The following is a 16,265-nucleotide window of genomic DNA, read 5'->3' as shown; positions in this document are numbered from 1 at the left end:
AGTTCACTCATCCGACCACTCTCTGAGTATGTGATTATGTCTGAGCATTATGCCCACCTGTTCGCCCCGCTGGATCTGGGTTTCACCCAGCTTAAAAATCGTTTTCTGATGGGTTCGATGCATACCGGACTGGAAGAACACGCCGAGGGCGCAGAGCGCCTGGCCGCTTTTTACGCTGAGCGCGCGCGTGAAGGCGTGGCGCTGATTGTCACTGGCGGTATCGCGCCCAATCCGCAAGGCGTGGTGGCACAAGGCGGAGCGATCCTCAACCAGGAAAGTCAGTGCAACTGGCACCGTATCATCACCGATGCGGTGCATGCAGAAGGCGGGAAAATCGCGCTGCAAATTCTGCATGCCGGGCGCTACAGCTATCAGCGTGACCTGGTTGCCCCATCGGCATTACAGGCGCCGATCAATCCTTTTACGCCACAAGCGCTCAGCGATGCGGATATTCAGCAAACCATTCAGGACTTCGCGCACTGCGCCAAACTGGCGCAACAGGCCGGCTATGACGGCGTGGAGATCATGGGCTCGGAAGGTTATCTGATTAACCAGTTTCTGGTGGCGCACACCAATCAGCGTGAGGATGACTGGGGCGGCGATGTGACGCGACGCCAGCGCTTTGCGTTAGCGGTGACGCAAGCGGTGCGTGATGCCGTCGGCAGCGACTTCATCATTATCTTCCGCCTGTCGATGCTCGATTTGGTCAATAACGGCAGCTCGCTGGAAGAGACGCTTTCACTGGCGCAAGCGTTGGAGCAGTGCGGCGTTACGCTGTTTAACAGCGGCATTGGCTGGCATGAAGCGCGCATTCCCACCATCGCCACCTGCGTGCCGCGTGCTGGTTTTGCCTGGGTCACGCAGCACCTGCGCGAGCGCGTATCGGTGCCGGTCATCGCCACCAATCGCATCAACCATCCCGACGTAGCTGAACAGCTTTTGCGTGATGGCATCGCTGATATGGTCTCGATGGCGCGCCCTTTCCTCGCCGATGCGGCTTTTGTCCGTAAAGCCGAAACCGGCCAGCCCGATGCCATCAACACCTGCATTGCCTGTAATCAGGCCTGCCTCGATCAAATCTTTGTTGGCAAAATCACCTCTTGTCTGGTGAATCCGCGCGCCTGCCACGAAACGCTGATGCCGGTGATCGCCACCAAGCAGCCGAAACAGCTGGCGGTGGTGGGCGCGGGGCCCGCGGGTATGGCGTTCGCGCTGCAGGCGGCGCAGCGCGGCCATCAGGTCACGCTTTACGAGGCCGATGCGCAAATTGGTGGGCAGTTTAATATCGCCCGGCAGATTCCCGGCAAAGCTGAATTCAGTGAAACGCTGCGCTATTTCCGTCACCAACTTGCTGCCGCAGGCGTAACGATTAAAACGGAACATCGCGTCAGCGCAGACGAACTGGCAGCCGCTGACGAAGTGATCATCGCTACCGGTATCTTGCCGCGCCAGCTGACGATTCCTGGCATCGATCATCCCAGCGTGCTGAGCTATCTCGATGTGATACGCGATAAAAAACCGGTGGGAAAACGCGTGGCGATTATCGGCGCGGGCGGCATTGGTTTTGATACCGCCGAGTTTCTGCTGCATCAAACCAACCATGACGATTTCTACCAAAGCTGGGGCATCGATCGCAGCCTGCAGGCGCGAGGCGGTTTGATTGCGCCACAGCCACAGCCCGCCGATCGGCAAATCTGGTTGCTGCAGCGCAAATCCGGCAAGCCGGGCGCAGGCTTAGCGAAAACCACCGGCTGGATCCACCGCGCCAGCTTGCAGGCGCACGGCGTGCAGATGTGGGGCGACGTCGAATATTTGCAGATTGATGATGCTGGATTACATCTGCGTCATCAGGGCGAAGCGATGACGCTGGCGGTGGATAACGTGGTGATTTGTGCCGGACAGGAACCGCTGCGCCTGCTGGCGGATCAGCTCAGCGCGCGTGGCAAATCCGTACGTGTGATTGGGGGTGCGGATGTGGCGCAGGAGCTGGATGCTCGCCGCGCCATCGCTCAGGCGACCGAACTGGCGCTGAGTGTGTAATTAGCGCAGTTTGACCGAACGCAGTACCACGAACTTGGCGTTGGACGCCACCAGCTCGCAGTTGCCAAACAGCTTTTTCATTTTGACGTGATAACCGAGGTGGCGGTTGCCGACGATGCGCAACTCGCCGCCATACTGCAGGCAGCGTTTCGCATCACGCAGCATTTGCCATGCCAGATGATCGGTCACCGCGTGCTGCTGATGGAATGGCGGATTGCACAGCACCGCGTGCAGGCGATCGGACGGGAAGCCACTCAGCACGTTGTTAACGCGAAACTGACAGCGCGCCATATCCTGCGGACGGTTCACTTCCACGTTCAGTTTGCTTGATGCCACCGCCATGTAGGATTCATCATAAAACAGCACGTCCGCGTTTGGGTTCTGTTCCAGTGCCAGCAAGCCAATCACGCCGTTGCCACAACCCAGGTCGAGAATCTCACCTTCAATGTCAAAAGGCAGATGCTGCATAAAGAAGCGTGCGCCCACATCCAGCGACGCGCGGGAAAACACGTTGGCGTGATTGTGGATCTGGTATTCAGAATCATCCAGCGGCCAAACGGTGGTGGCGGGCTGATCCGCTAATTGCGGCGCAGTGAAGCGGCTGTAAATCAGACGCGCTTTTTTCCACGCCAGCGAGGTTTTGCTCTCGCCGAGGATGCGCTCGAACAGTTGCAGCGTGGAGTTGTGAATATCTTTGGCCTTCGCCGCCGCCAGAATCAGCGTGTCCGGCGTAACCACTTCGCGCAGTGCACGCAGTTGATGCTCGAGCAGCGCCAGCGCTTTGGGGATTTTGATCATCACCACCGCCGGTGCGGCCGGCAATGGCGCCAGGCTATCGAGAAAATGCACCTGATCTTCATCCATCTCATTGAGTCGCAGGTTCTGTCTTGCCGCCTGTTCGCTCAGCAGCGAATCGCTGACGTGCCACACCGGACGTGCACCCAACCCGCAAGTCAGCGCGCCAAAGCTGTCGTTGAACACCAAAACCGGTCCCTCAGGCAGCGCTTGCTGCAACAGGTATTCATCGGCGGAATCCCACGCCTGTAGCGGGCTTTCCTCACGCATTGGCGGGAAGCGGTGCAGCGTCAGCGTGCGATTGGTCAGTTCAAGTTGGCTCATGGAATCTCCGGCGTGGTACACTTTGCGCGATTTTCGCCCTAAAAAGGGGGCGCAGTATACTGTCTTTCGCCGGGAATCCCAATGTCATTAATCTATCTGCAGGGCTACCCTGAAAACATCCTCGAGCAGGTTCAGACGCTGATCGAACATGAGCGCTTAGGTGCCTTTCTCCAGCAACGCTATCCCGATACGCACAATATCGTCAGCGACCGCGCGCTCTATGATTACACGCAGGCGCTGAAAAACCGCTATATGCGCAGCGCACCGCCGGTGAGCAAAGTGATTTGGGACAATAAAATCAAGGTGATGAAGCACGCGTTGGGGCTGCATACGGCGATTTCGCGCGTGCAAGGCGGCAATCTAAAAGCCAAAGCGGAGATTCGCATCTCCACTTTCTTCCGCCTCGCACCGGAAGCGTTTTTGCGCATGATCGTGGTGCACGAGCTGGCGCACCTGAAAGAGAAAGAGCACGACAAAGCGTTTTACCAACTCTGCTGCCACATGGAACCGGATTATCATCAGCTCGAATTTGACGCACGCTTGTGGATGACCGATCAGGCGATGCGCGGCAACGCGGCTTAAAGAAACTCCTGCGCTTTTTGGATCAGGCTGGTTTTGGTCAGTGCGCCCATAAAACGGCGCTCCTGCGGATTATTTAGCACCGGCAGGCGTTCAAGCGTGACGCGGGCAAAGGCTTCCCAGCCTTCGCGCATGCTTTGATTCTGATAAATGCAGGGAAAGTTATTGTCCATCACGTTACTGACTGGCGAATGCAGCGTGATCTCCTGCGACAACACCTTGCGTGAGATATCGTGTATCGACACCACGCCGAGAAATTGCCCTTCACTGTTAATCACATAGACATAACGTTCCCGCTTGAGCGAGCTCACCGCCAGCGCCTGCCCTACTGACTCTTCTGGCTGCAACGCCGCGCCGGGAATGATCAACTGATCGACACGCATGTTATCGAAATCATACTTGGCTTCGGAACGACTGAAATGGCTGCTCACCACCGGATAAGTGCTGGACGATTGCAGGCGATACACCACCATCGAGGCCAGCACTGACGCGATCATAATCGGGAATAGCAGGCTGCTATTCAGCGTCATCTCAAGCACCATCAGCATCGCCATTAACGGTGCCTGGCTGACCGCCGCCAGCACCGCCGCCATGCCGATGGCCGCATACAGCAAAGTATTGCCGACCGGTAAATGCAGCATCACACCCATCTGCGCCAGCGCCACGCCGAGCAGTGCGCCGATCAATAAGGAAGGGGTAAACAGCCCGCCCACCGCGTTGGAACCCACCGACAGCGTGGTCGCCAGCGTTTTTAGCACCAGCAATCCCAGTAATCCCATCAGTAGATATTGGCCATCAATGATTTTCACGATCACTTCGTAACCGTTACCGAGAATATCGGTGGAGATCAGCGCCAAAAACCCCACCGCTAATCCACCGGCGCCGAGCCGCAGCGGCAGCGAACGCACGCGGCCAAACAGCGCCTTGCTGCGCGCAATCAGTTTGATCAGCAGCCAGCCGGCGATACCGGCGACAAAACCAATCAGCAACGTCATCAGCAAACTGCTGATATCCATCTGGAATAGCGCTTCGGATAACGGATATAGCGCGCTGCGAAAACCCAGCGACCACATGGTCATCACCGCCACCGCCGACGAGACAATCAGCGGAATCAAACGCTGCAGCGCCGAGATGCCAAAAGCGATCTCCGCGACAAATATCGCCGACGCCAACGGGGCGTGATACACCGATGAAAGCCCAGCAGCAGCGGCCATCGCTACGATATCGCTGTTACGCAGATTCAACGATTTCGGCAGCCAGCGCCCGATTAAACTGCCGCTCAGCGCCGAGAGCTGCACCATCGGCCCCTCTTTACCAATCGACGCGCCGCTGCCGATGCTGGCCATCGATGACAGCGCACGGAACAGCGAGGTTTTGGTTGGTACCGCATCGAGCCGCGCGTTAATCACCTCCAGATAATCGGTCTGCACCGTTTCCTGTTTCTCAATCGCCACCGCATAGCGCAGGAAAAAACCGGCCAATACGCCGCCTGCGCCCACCAGCAGCGGCCAGAAGATCCACGGCCAGACATGCATCGCCACGGTGATTTCACTGTCACTGTTGAATAGCAGATGGTTGATCAATTCAATCACGCCGCGAAAGGCCAGCGTCACCAGCGAGGCCACACATCCAACGGGGATGGCAATCAGTAATGTGGTCCAGTTCAGAGCATGTTTACTTCCACTCACCCGCGCGTCCCCGCTAAGTCGGTTAAAAAGTTGTGCGGCATCATCATATTGGAATGCGGATCTCAGGATCAAATTTCGCCTGCCTGGCGCTCAGATGAACATGTTACTCTGCCGTTTTACTTTAGCAGGAGAGCAGCACGTGATTCGTTTCGCCATCGTGGGAACCAACTGGATTACCCGCCAGTTTATCGACGCCGCGCATGAAACCGGCAAAATGAAGTTGAGCGGCGTCTATTCGCGTAGTCAGCAGCAGGCCGACGCGTTTGTGGTGGATTATCCCTGCAAGCTGACCTTCACCTCTCTGGATGAGCTTGCCGCCAGCAGTGAGATCGATGCGGTGTATATCGCCAGTCCAAATGCGCTGCACAGTGAGCAGGCGATACTGTTTATGTCGCACGGTAAGCATGTGATTTGCGAGAAGCCGATGGCGTCTAATCTGCGTGAAGCCGAGGCGATGATTGCCTGCGCGCGCCAGCATCAGGTGGTGCTGTTCGAAGCCTTTAAAACCGCCAGCCTGCCCACCTTCCAGCAACTGCAAAAAACGCTGCCGCAATTGGGCAAACTGCGTAAAGCCTTGATCAACTATTGCCAGTATTCCTCGCGTTATCAGCGCTATCTGGATGGCGAGAACCCGAATACCTTTAATCCTCGCTGGTCAAATGGCTCGATGATGGATATCGGCTTTTACTGCCTTGCCGCCGCTGTCACCTTGTGGGGTGCGCCACAGCAGGTCAAGGCGCAAGCTTCCCTGCTGGAAAGTGGCGTTGATGCGCATGGCGTGGTGGTGCTGGGCTACGGCGATTTTGATGTCACGCTGCTGCACTCAAAGGTCAGCGATTCACTGATCCCGAGTGAAATTCAGGGCGAAGCGGGATCGCTGGTGATTGAAAAGATCTCCGAGTGCCAGCAACTGCGCTTTATCCCGCGCGGTGGCGAGAGCCAAAACCTGACGCAGCCGCAGCACATCAATACCATGCTGTATGAAGCCGAAACCTTCGCTAAATTGGTGGAAGCCGGTGAAGTTGAGCATGCGGCCTTAGAAAACTCACGTATTACGGCGCAACTGCTCACGGAAATCCGCCGCCAGACCGGCGTGGTATTCCCGGCGGATCAGGCTGAAGTGTAAATATTGCAAAACATTTCCAGAGCCCTCTTGAAAGCGATTATCGAACTCCGTATGTTTAGCGCTGCAAAGGGGAGTAACTTCTACGCTGATTGATCGTCATTACGATGCACCACGCAATATGCGTTACGCATCCGGTCGTCAGGCAACCCGGAATCTATTCTGAGTTGTAAGTGAGACCTTGCCGGAAGGCGAGGTTTGCTTGCAGCACGATCAAAGCGGCTGACGTCTTCTGACTTCAGCCGCTTTTTTATTTCTGGAAAAGGATACGACTATGCACTCAGTTGGCACACCGTTACTTTGGGGCAGCTTCGCTGTCGTAGTGCTCATCATGCTGGCGATCGACCTGCTATTACAGGGCCGACGCGGCGCACAAACCATGTCATTCAAACAAGCAGCGGTCTGGTCGCTAATTTGGGTGTCAGTTTCACTGCTGTTCAGCGCCGCCTTCTGGTGGTATCTCGACGGTACCGCTGGACGTGAAGTTGCCACCGCGCAAACCCTCGCCTTCCTCACTGGCTACGTTTTAGAGAAAGCGCTGGCGGTGGATAACGTCTTTGTCTGGCTGATGCTGTTTAGCTACTTCGCTGTACCGGCCAACCTGCAGCGCCGCGTGCTGATTTATGGCGTATTAGGCGCAATTGTGCTGCGTACCATCATGATCTTTGCTGGCAGCTATTTGGTTACTCAGTTCAGCTGGATCCTTTACGTGTTCGGCGCCTTCCTGCTGTTCACCGGCCTGAAAATGGCGCTGGCGAAAGAGGAAGATGACAGCACGGTGGGCGACAAACCGGTGGTGCGCTGGCTGCGCAAGCATCTGCGCATGACCGATAGCCTGGACGGCGAGAAGTTCTTCACCCGCAAAAACGGTGTGCTGTTTGCTACGCCGCTGCTGCTGGTGCTGATCATGGTTGAACTGAGCGATGTGATTTTCGCCGTGGACAGCATTCCCGCGATCTTCGCGGTGACCACCGATCCGTTCATTGTGCTGACTTCCAACCTGTTTGCGATTCTTGGCCTGCGCGCCATGTACTTCCTGCTGGCTAACGTGGCGGAGCGTTTCTCGATGCTGAAATATGGCCTGGCGATTGTGCTGGTGTTTATCGGTATCAAAATGCTGATTGTCGAGTTCTATCACATTCCCGTCGGCATCTCGCTGACGGTGGTGGGTGTAATTCTCGGCGGTACGCTGCTGATCAACGCCTGGGTAAACCACAGAAACGACCAGAAGAAGATCTCACCATAATCTTCTGCAGGGGCGCTAATCGCCCCTGCTTTGTTTCGCCAGTGGCAACCTTCACCTTTTATATATCTGTCACACTTCCCGTCATCAGCAGATCAAAAAACCGATCTGCTGCGCATGCACAGAATTATCTCTTTCCTCATAAGCTCTTTTCCTTATACTCCGCCGGGCAAACCGTTGTGCGTGGTGGAACCGCGCACAATACTCATGACCGCGAATATAAAAAGACTGTGATATGCAAAACAACTTTATTGGACGTCTGGGCGCACTGTTCGCAGGAAGCCTGGTAAAACAAATCATGATCGGCCTGGTGGCGGGCGTGGCGCTGGCGTGGTTCTCACGCGATGCCGCACTGGCCGTTGGCTTGCTGGGTGAGCTGTTCGTGCGTGCGCTAAAAGCCGTCGCGCCGCTGTTGGTTTTGGTGCTGGTAATCTCTTCGATCGCTAACCATCAGCAGGGACAAAAAACCAATATCCGCCCGATTATCATGCTGTATCTGCTCAGCACGTTCTTTGCTGCGGTTGTGGCGGTGATCTTCAGCCATCTGTTCCCTCAGACGCTGTCGATGAACGTCGGCGCCACGCAAATTACGCCGCCGTCGGGTATTACCGAAGTGCTGCACGGCTTGCTGATGAGCATGGTGTCGAACCCGATTGAAGCGCTGATGAATGCCAACTACATCGGTATTTTGGTGTGGGCGCTGGGATTGGGGCTGGCGTTTCGTCATGCCAGCCCAAGCAGCAAAGCGTTTCTTAATGACGCGTCCAATGCCGCGACCTGGGTCGTGCGCTGCGTGATCCGCTGTGCGCCGCTGGGGATTTTTGGTCTGGTGGCCTCCATTCTCGCCTCAACCGGTTTCGATGCGCTGTGGGAATACGCCAATCTGCTGGCGCTGCTGCTCGGCTGCATGCTGATTATGGCGCTGGTAATCAACCCAATGCTGGTGTTCCAGAAGATTCGCCGCAACCCGTATCCGCTGGTGTTTACCTGCATGCGTGAAAGTGGCGTCACCGCGTTCTTCACCCGCAGTTCAGCGGCTAACATTCCGGTCAATATGGCGCTGGCGAAACGTCTCAATCTGGATGAAGACACGTATTCCGTGTCGATCCCGCTGGGTGCCACCATCAGCATGGCTGGCGCATCCATCACCATCACGGTGTTGACGCTGGCGGCAGTACATACGCTGGGTATTGCGGTGGATGTTCCAACCGCCATTCTGTTGAGTCTGGTGGCGTCACTGTGTGCTTGTGGCGCATCCGGTGTGGCCGGCGGTTCGCTGCTGCTGATCCCGGTAGCCTGCAACATGTTTGGTATTCCAAATGATTTGGCGATGCAGGTAGTAGCGGTGGGCTTTATTATTGGCGTGCTGCAGGATTCCGCCGAGACCGCGCTGAACTCCTCGACGGATATTCTGTTTACCGCGGCCGTATGCCAGGCCGAAGCCGAGCGCCAGCCGCGTCGTACGGTGTCAGAGTCGGAGTAAAGTAAGGTTTTTGAATATGGGTCGCCATCCATGGCGACCTGGTTTTACAAGGTCACACCGCTTTTAAAGATGGCTAACTCGCGAAAATCGTTAGTTTCGTTGCGCGCGGGTTGGCCATTGGCAATCGCCACAATCATATCGACGAAGTCCGCCAGCATCTCCGCCATACTCATCCCTTCAAGCAAACGCCCGGCATTAAAATCGATCCAGTGCGGCTTCTTCTCGGCGAGCTGCGTATTGGTGGCGATCTTTACCGTCGGCACAAAACCGCCGTACGGCGTGCCGCGTCCGGTGGTAAACAGCACCATATGACAGCCCGCGCCCGCCAGCGCGCTGGTTGCAACCGCATCGTTGCCCGGCGCACTTAACAGATTCAGTCCCGGTGTATGCAGGCGCTCACCGTACTTCAGCACATCCACCACCTGACTTTGTCCGGCCTTCTGCGTACAGCCGAGCGACTTCTCCTCCAGCGTGGTGATGCCGCCCGCTTTGTTGCCGGGTGATGGATTTTCATAGATCGGCTGCTGGTGATCGATAAAGTAGCGCTTGAAGTCATTTATCATCGCCACGGTTTTTTCAAAGGTGGCTTCATCGCGGCAGCGACTCATCAAAATGCGCTCTGCGCCAAACATCTCCGGCACTTCGGTCAGCACCGTGGTGCCGCCGTTGGCAATCATCTGGTCAGAGAAACAGCCCAGCATGGGATTGGCGGTGATGCCGGAAAAACCATCCGAACCGCCGCACTCCAGGCCAAACTTCAGCTCGCTGAGTTTGCCCGGCTGGCGTTGATCCGCGCGTATGGCACCATAGAGTTCGTGCAGACGTTCCAGCCCCGCTTCCACTTCATCATCCTGCTTCTGGCACTCCATGAACTGCACGCGATCGCTATCGAAGCCACCAAGCGTTTCACGAAACACATCAACCTGATTGTTCTCGCAGCCAAGCCCAATCACCAGCACCGCGCCGGCATTGGGATGACGCACCATGTTCTGCAGCATGGTGCGGGTGTTCTCGTGATCCTGCCCAAGCTGCGAACAGCCAAACGGATGGCTGAACAGATGCACGCCGTCAATGCCTTCGGCGTCATTGGTCTCTTTCATAAAGCGCGTCAGGATTTGCCGCGCGATGCCGTTGACGCAGCCCACGGTGGGCAGGATCCATAACTCATTACGGATGCCCACTTCTCCGCTGGCGCGACGATAGATCTGCACGTCGCGATCGCCAGCTTGCGGCGGCAGATCGAGAAAATCGGGTTGATAGTCATACTCATCCACGTCGCTTAGGTTGGTGCGCGCATTGCTGGAGTGAATGATTTCGCCGGCCGCAATCGGTTGAGTGGCGTGCGCGATCGGCAAACCGTATTTGATCACCAGCGCGTCGGTGGCTAAAGGCTGCAGCGCAAACTTATGGCCGCGTCCAACCTCCTGCTGCAAGGTGATCGCCTGTTGATTGATTTCGACCTGGGTATTGGCTGGCAAATCGCGCAACGCCACAGCAACGTTGTCGCGTGAATGGATTCTAATGGCATCTTGCATAGCGTTATCTCAGTTGTGTCAACGCCGTCCGCATCCCGTGGACGATGATGTTTTGCAGGTGCTGGCTGACAGCAGCCACTAATCCGGGCTGCTGAGTGAGATCTTCGCCCCAGTGATTGGCGTCGCTGAGTACCGCGCGCACCAACTGTTCTGGAGTCTGTTTATCGTTATTTACTGCTGACCACAGTTCAGCGAAACGCTGCAGCCACTGTTCGTCGTCCTGCAGCGGCCAGTGACGTTTGCCCTCTGCACCACGATAAAAGGCCAGCAGCGCGGCAAAGGCGAAGGTCAGCCGCACAGGCCATTGCCCGTTTTGCTGCTGCGACGACAACAATTGCGGCAGCAAACGGGTGCGGAATTTGGTCATGCCGTTAAGGGCGATGGAGAGCAACGCATGGCGGATAAAGGGATTGCGGAAGCGACGCTGCACCGCGTCGGCAAAGGCGTGCAGCTCGTCGCGCGGCAGATCCAGCGTGGGAATGACCTCATCGCGCAGCAGCGCATCGACAAAGCCGGCCATCTGCGCATCATCCATCGCCTCTCCCACGCTCTCCAGTCCGGCCTGAAATGCCACCGGCACCAGCGCGGTGTGCGCGCCGTTAAGGATCGCCACCTTTTGCGCTTTGTACGGTGTGATGTCCTCCACCAGCTTCACTTCCGGTGCCAGCGCGTGCAGCTGAAGCTCCTGCGCCAGTGCATTTGGTCCCTGAATGACAAACTGGTAATAGACTTCGCCCGCCACCAGATAGCGATCTTCGTAGCCTAATGACGCTTCGATCGCCGCGCTATCCGCGGGATAACCGGTGACAATACGATCCACCAGCGTGTTGTAGAACGCGCAGTGATCCTGCACCCAGCAGGCAAACGCCGGCGGCAGCTGCCAATGCTGGCTGTAGCGCAGCACCAGCTCACGCAGCGTGTCGCCGTTGTAATCGATCAGTTCACAGGGCACCACCAGCCAACCTTTATCGCTGGCACCGGCAAAATGGTTGAAGCGCGCCCACAGCAGCTGCGTCAGCTTGCCGGGGAAGGATGAGGCGGGCGTGTCGTCCAGCCGATCCTGCTCCGCAAAGGCAATGCCGGCTTCTGTGGTATTGGAGAAGACAAAGCGCATCTGCGGTGCGCGTGCCAGCGCGAGAAACGCATCAAACTGCTGATACGGCTGGATTTCACGATTCACGCTGCGGATCAGGCGGGCTTCACTCGCCTGCTCGCCCGCCGCATTGAGTCCGCGAATCAGCGTGGTGTATAAGCCATCTTGCTGATTCAGTGTCTCTTCCACCACGCGGTTGCGCGGCCGCACCACCACCACGCCCGCATCGGTATTGTGATGCTGATTAAGCCAGTCGAGCTGCCAGTCGATAAAGGCGCGCAGGAAGTTGCCTTCACCAAACTGGATAACGCGCTCGCTGTAGTGCGCGCCAGGAAAATCGTGACGGTTGAGTCGCTGCATTATCAGGCTCCCAGCTCAATACCGAAGTAATCGCGCGCATTGTTGAAACTGATGTTCTGTACCATCTGCCCTAACAACGCCTCGTCTTCAGGCGCTTCGCCCCGCGCCACCCAATTGCCTATCATCTGGCACAGCAGACGACGGAAATATTCATGACGCGTGTAAGAGAGGAAGCTGCGGCTGTCGGTTAGCATGCCGACGAAGCGGCTCAGCAGGCCGATTTGGGCCAGTTGCGTCATCTGCCGCTGCATGCCATCCAGCTGATCGTTAAACCACCACGCCGAACCAAACTGCATCTTGCCGGGTTCGCCTTCACCCTGGAAATTGCCTGCCATGGTCGCCAGCACTTCGTTGTCGCGCGGGTTGAGGCAGTAAAGAATGGTTTTGGGCAGCGCGTTATTGCGGTTTTGCGCATCCAGCAGACGCGCCAGCGGAATCGCCAACGGCGCATCGTTAATCGAATCGAAGCCTACATCCGGCCCGAGGATATCGAACTGGCGGCGATTGGCGTTGCGTAGCGCGCCAATGTGATACTGCTGCGCCCAGCCGCGACGCGCATATTCGCTGCCGAGCCACACCAGCACGGCGGTTTTAAACTGGGCCGTCTCTCCAGCGGAAGGCGCTGCACCTTGCAGTCGGCGCGCCAGAATGCCATCCAGCGTGGCGTCATCCGCTTCCGCAAACACCATCACATCCAGCGCGTGATCGGAAATTTTGCAGCCATGCGCGGCGAAGTGATCGAGTCGCTGGCTTAAGGCGCAGCGCAGATCGTCGAAACGCTGCACGTTCACATCCGCGACCTGCGCTAAGCGCTGAATCCACGGCAGGAAACTCTCCAGCTCAATGTTAAAGGCTTTATCTGGACGCCAGCTCGGCAGCACTTTGACGTCAAAGCTGCTGTCCTGCGCCAGCTTGCGGTGATGCTGTAAATCGTCGAGCGGATCGTCGGTGGTGCCGACCATTTTCACCTTCATCTGCTGCATGATGCCGCGCGCGCTGAAGGCGTCCTGCGCCAGCAGTTCATTGCACTGCTGCCAGATGCGATCTGCGCTCTGCTCATTCAGCAGCACATCGGTAATGCCAAAAGGCCGGCGCAATTCGAGGTGCGTCCAGTGATAGAGCGGATTGCCGATGGTATGCGGCACGGTACGGGCCCATGCGTTAAATTTCTCACGATCGCTGGCATCGCCGGTGCATAACGCTTCCGGCACGCCGTTAGCGCGCATCGCACGCCATTTGTAGTGATCGCCTTTCAGCCAGATGTCATAGAGGTTGGTGAAGCGGTAATTATCGGCAATCTGCTGCGGCGGTAAGTGACAGTGATAGTCGAAAATCGGCTGGTCTTTAGCGTAGTCGTGGTACAGACGACGGGCGAACTCGGTGTCGAGTAGAAAATCCTCACTCATAAAACGCGACATACCTGCTTCCTCATTTTGTAGCCAGATGGCTTTTAACTAAAAGTTATCATACCAATTTAAACGAAAGGCAAAATTGTTTGCGATCCGACTCACAATAATGACAGTTTCACTGTGGGTATATGGACGATTTTGTTGCGGATAATGCGTTAAATGGCTGTTTTAACGATCTTTCGCCCTAACACACACTGGCCGCAAGGTTTATGTGATGGCATTCAACTTTTAAAGCGGTATAACAAGTTAACCTCTCGCTCCGTTGCTAACGGGATTAATGGCACAGGCAAGGAACTGCGGGAGTGAACAGCCCTGTTCACGTCTTCCCGCTCCAGATAACTACAGCGGTAAAACCGCAACGACAGACTGGACGAGGTTAATAATGCGTAAGATCAAAGGGCTACGCTGGTACATGATTGGGCTGGTGACGCTGGGCACCGTGCTCGGTTACCTGACGCGCAATACCATTGCCGTCGCTGCGCCCACGCTGGAAACGCAGTTGGGTATCACCACGCAACAATATTCTTATATCGTCGCCGCCTACTCGGCGTGCTACACCATCATGCAGCCGGTAGCCGGTTATGTGCTGGACATGCTCGGCACCAAAATTGGTTATGCGGTGTTTGCCGTGCTGTGGGCAATCTTCTGTGCGGCAACCGCGATGGCGGGCAGCTGGGGCGGCTTTGCGCTGGCACGCGGCGCGGTGGGTGCCGCCGAAGCAGCAATGATTCCCGCAGGCCTGAAAGCCAGTAGCGAATGGTTCCCCGCCAAAGAGCGTTCGGTGGCGGTGGGCTATTTCAACGTGGGCTCGTCAATTGGCGCAATGCTGGCGCCGCCGCTGGTGGTGTGGGCGATCATGGCGCACAGCTGGCAAATGGCGTTCATTATTACTGGCGTGCTGAGCATGGTGTGGGCCATCTGCTGGCTGGTGTTTTATAAGCATCCTAAACAACAAACCAAGCTGAGCGATGAGGAGCGTCACTACATCATTGCCGGCCAGGAGTTGCAGCATCAAACCGGTAATAATAAGAAGATGTCGGCACGCCAGATCCTGCGCAATCGCCAGTTCTGGGGCATTGCGCTGCCGCGTTTTCTCGCCGAACCCGCGTGGGGAACGTTTAACGCGTGGATTCCGTTATTTATGTTTAAGGTGTACGGCTTCAATTTGAAAGAGATCGCCATGTTTGCCTGGATGCCGATGTTGTTCGCCGATCTCGGCTGCATCGTCGGGGGTTACTTGCCGCCGCTGTTTCAGCGCTGGTTTGGCGTCAATCTCATCGTCTCACGCAAACTGGTGGTGACCATGGGCGCGGTGTTAATGATTGCGCCAGGCACCATCGGGTTGTTCACCAGCCCGTATGTGGCGATTGGGTTGTTGTGCGTCGGTGGTTTTGCCCATCAGGCGCTTTCAGGCGCGCTGATCACCCTCTCTTCAGATGTATTTGGCCGGAACGAAGTGGCTACCGCCAACGGCTTAACCGGCATGGCGGCCTGGACGGCGAGCACCCTGTTTGCGTTGGTGGTGGGTGCGCTGGCCGATACGCTGGGCTTCAGCCCGCTGTTCGCGGCGCTGGCGGTGTTTGATCTGCTAGGCGCGGTGGTTATCTGGACGGTGCTGAAAAACCAGCCGGTTTCTGAACTCGACGATCAGCCTGCGGTGCAGTCCGCTGCAGTGCGCACCTAACCTCCTCGGGCTGGCATCGGCCAGCCCATTTCCTCCGTGCGGCTGAAGTGGTATAACAACTCAACTTTCTCCCACAGCGGACCGCGCAATGGACCTGACCGAATCACGACGCCTTTATCAACAGCTCGCCAGCGAACTCAAACGCCGCATTGAAGCTGCCGACTACCGTGTCGGCGACAAACTGCCTGCCGAGCGTCTGATTGCGGAAGAGATGCAGGTGAGCCGTACCGTGGTGCGTGAAGCGATCATCATGCTCGAAGTGGAAGGTTACGTGGAGGTGCGGAAAGGTTCCGGCATTCACGTCATCAGCAGCCAGCAGCAGAACCGCGTGGTAACGTCCAGCCAGCTGGAGTTCGCTAATTTTGGCCCCTTCGAGTTATTGCAGGCGCGCCAGCTAATTGAAAGCAACGTGGCTGAGTTTGCCGCCACGCAGGTGACACGCCAGGATATCGTGGCACTGATGGCAATTCAGGAGAAAGCACGTCAGGAAGATCATTCGCGCGATTCGGCGTGGGATATGGAGTTTCACGTGCGCATTGCGCAATCGACGCAGAACAGCGCCTTAGCAGCGATTGTCGAGAAGATGTGGCTGCACCGTCTGCACAATCCTTACTGGTTAAAGCTGCACGAACATATTGATGCCAAAAATATCACCAGCTGGTGTGACGATCACGACCAGATCCTCAAAGCCCTGATCCGCAAAGATCCCGCCGCCAGTAAGCTGGCAATGTGGCAACATCTGGAAAATACTAAGCAGATGCTGTTTAACGCCACCACCGACGATTTTGAATTTAACGTTGATCGTTACATGTTTGCTGAAAATCCGGTCATCCTGCCTGAAGGTAGCGAAAACTCACGCTGATCCTGCTTATTTTTCAGGCGTTTTGTTGCTGAAAAAGTCAGTTAGTC

General features: G+C 56.5%; 12 protein-coding genes. 7 read left to right on the top strand and 5 right to left on the bottom strand.

The genetic code is table 11. The features are described 5' to 3' along the window. The first annotated feature begins 36 nt into the window (after positions 1–36). Positions 37–2,040 carry an NADPH-dependent 2,4-dienoyl-CoA reductase gene (locus MWH02_RS20955; RefSeq protein ID WP_271461363.1) on the top strand — a complete coding sequence of 668 codons (2,004 nt, stop codon included), beginning with the start codon at positions 37–39 and terminating at the stop codon, positions 2,038–2,040. Here the strand turns inward: MWH02_RS20955 and rlmG are convergent, their stop codons facing one another. Beyond that, positions 2,041–3,159: a 23S rRNA (guanine(1835)-N(2))-methyltransferase RlmG gene (rlmG, locus tag MWH02_RS20950; protein WP_137386574.1), complete on the bottom strand. Its 1,119-nt coding sequence runs from the start codon at positions 3,157–3,159 to the stop codon at positions 2,041–2,043. An 81-nt stretch (positions 3,160–3,240) separates the two neighbouring features. Between rlmG and MWH02_RS20945 the strand changes: the two genes are divergently transcribed. Continuing rightward, positions 3,241–3,741, top strand: a complete 501-nt coding sequence (locus MWH02_RS20945) for a M48 family metallopeptidase (protein ID WP_101762916.1) — start codon at positions 3,241–3,243, stop codon at positions 3,739–3,741. Here the strand turns inward: MWH02_RS20945 and MWH02_RS20940 are convergent. After that, entirely contained in the window at positions 3,738–5,426 is a 1,689-nt protein-coding gene (locus MWH02_RS20940) for a chloride channel protein (protein WP_271461362.1), read from the bottom strand. The two genes, MWH02_RS20945 and MWH02_RS20940, sit on opposite strands and share 4 nt — an antisense overlap. A 139-nt stretch (positions 5,427–5,565) precedes the next feature. On the opposite strand from MWH02_RS20940, the gene MWH02_RS20935 reads away from it, so the two are divergent. The 3 genes from MWH02_RS20935 (at position 5,566) to sstT (ending at position 9,275) form a co-directional block, all read left to right on the top strand. Beyond that, a complete protein-coding gene (locus MWH02_RS20935; protein ID WP_101763015.1) occupies positions 5,566–6,552 on the top strand; it encodes a Gfo/Idh/MocA family protein in 987 nt (328 codons plus the stop codon). A 271-nt stretch (positions 6,553–6,823) separates the two neighbouring features. After that, on the top strand, positions 6,824–7,795 hold the full coding sequence (locus MWH02_RS20930) for a TerC family protein (protein WP_008103489.1): 972 nt from the start codon (positions 6,824–6,826) through the stop codon (positions 7,793–7,795). 232 nt (positions 7,796–8,027) lie between these two features. Continuing rightward, entirely contained in the window at positions 8,028–9,275 is a 1,248-nt protein-coding gene (sstT, locus tag MWH02_RS20925) for a serine/threonine transporter SstT (protein WP_101762914.1), read from the top strand. Between the two features lie 44 nt (positions 9,276–9,319). Here the strand turns inward: sstT and MWH02_RS20920 are convergent, their stop codons facing one another. The 3 genes from MWH02_RS20920 to uxaC are packed head-to-tail and all read right to left on the bottom strand — an operon-like array spanning position 9,320 to position 13,681. Then, a complete protein-coding gene (locus tag MWH02_RS20920) occupies positions 9,320–10,810 on the bottom strand; it encodes a UxaA family hydrolase (protein ID WP_271461361.1) in 1,491 nt (496 codons plus the stop codon). A 4-nt stretch (positions 10,811–10,814) separates the two neighbouring features. Further along, on the bottom strand, positions 10,815–12,263 hold the full coding sequence (locus MWH02_RS20915) for a tagaturonate reductase (RefSeq protein WP_271461360.1): 1,449 nt from the start codon (positions 12,261–12,263) through the stop codon (positions 10,815–10,817). 2 nt (positions 12,264–12,265) lie between these two features. Further along, positions 12,266–13,681: a glucuronate isomerase gene (uxaC, locus tag MWH02_RS20910; protein WP_271461359.1), complete on the bottom strand. Its 1,416-nt coding sequence runs from the start codon at positions 13,679–13,681 to the stop codon at positions 12,266–12,268. A 373-nt stretch (positions 13,682–14,054) separates the two neighbouring features. Here uxaC and MWH02_RS20905 point away from each other — a divergent pair, with 373 nt between their 5' ends. After that, positions 14,055–15,356, top strand: a complete 1,302-nt coding sequence (locus tag MWH02_RS20905; RefSeq protein WP_271461358.1) for an MFS transporter — start codon at positions 14,055–14,057, stop codon at positions 15,354–15,356. Positions 15,357–15,444: 88 nt separating this feature from the next. Next, on the top strand, positions 15,445–16,218 hold the full coding sequence (exuR, locus tag MWH02_RS20900; RefSeq protein WP_101762909.1) for a transcriptional regulator ExuR: 774 nt from the start codon (positions 15,445–15,447) through the stop codon (positions 16,216–16,218). Positions 16,219–16,265: the final 47 nt, after the last annotated feature.

The sequence above is a fragment of the Pantoea leporis genome (assembly GCF_028048155.1).
GTDB lineage: Bacteria > Pseudomonadota > Gammaproteobacteria > Enterobacterales > Enterobacteriaceae > Pantoea > Pantoea leporis.
Note: the sequence above shows the minus strand (reverse complement) of the source record. Positions and strands in the feature narration are given on the sequence as shown.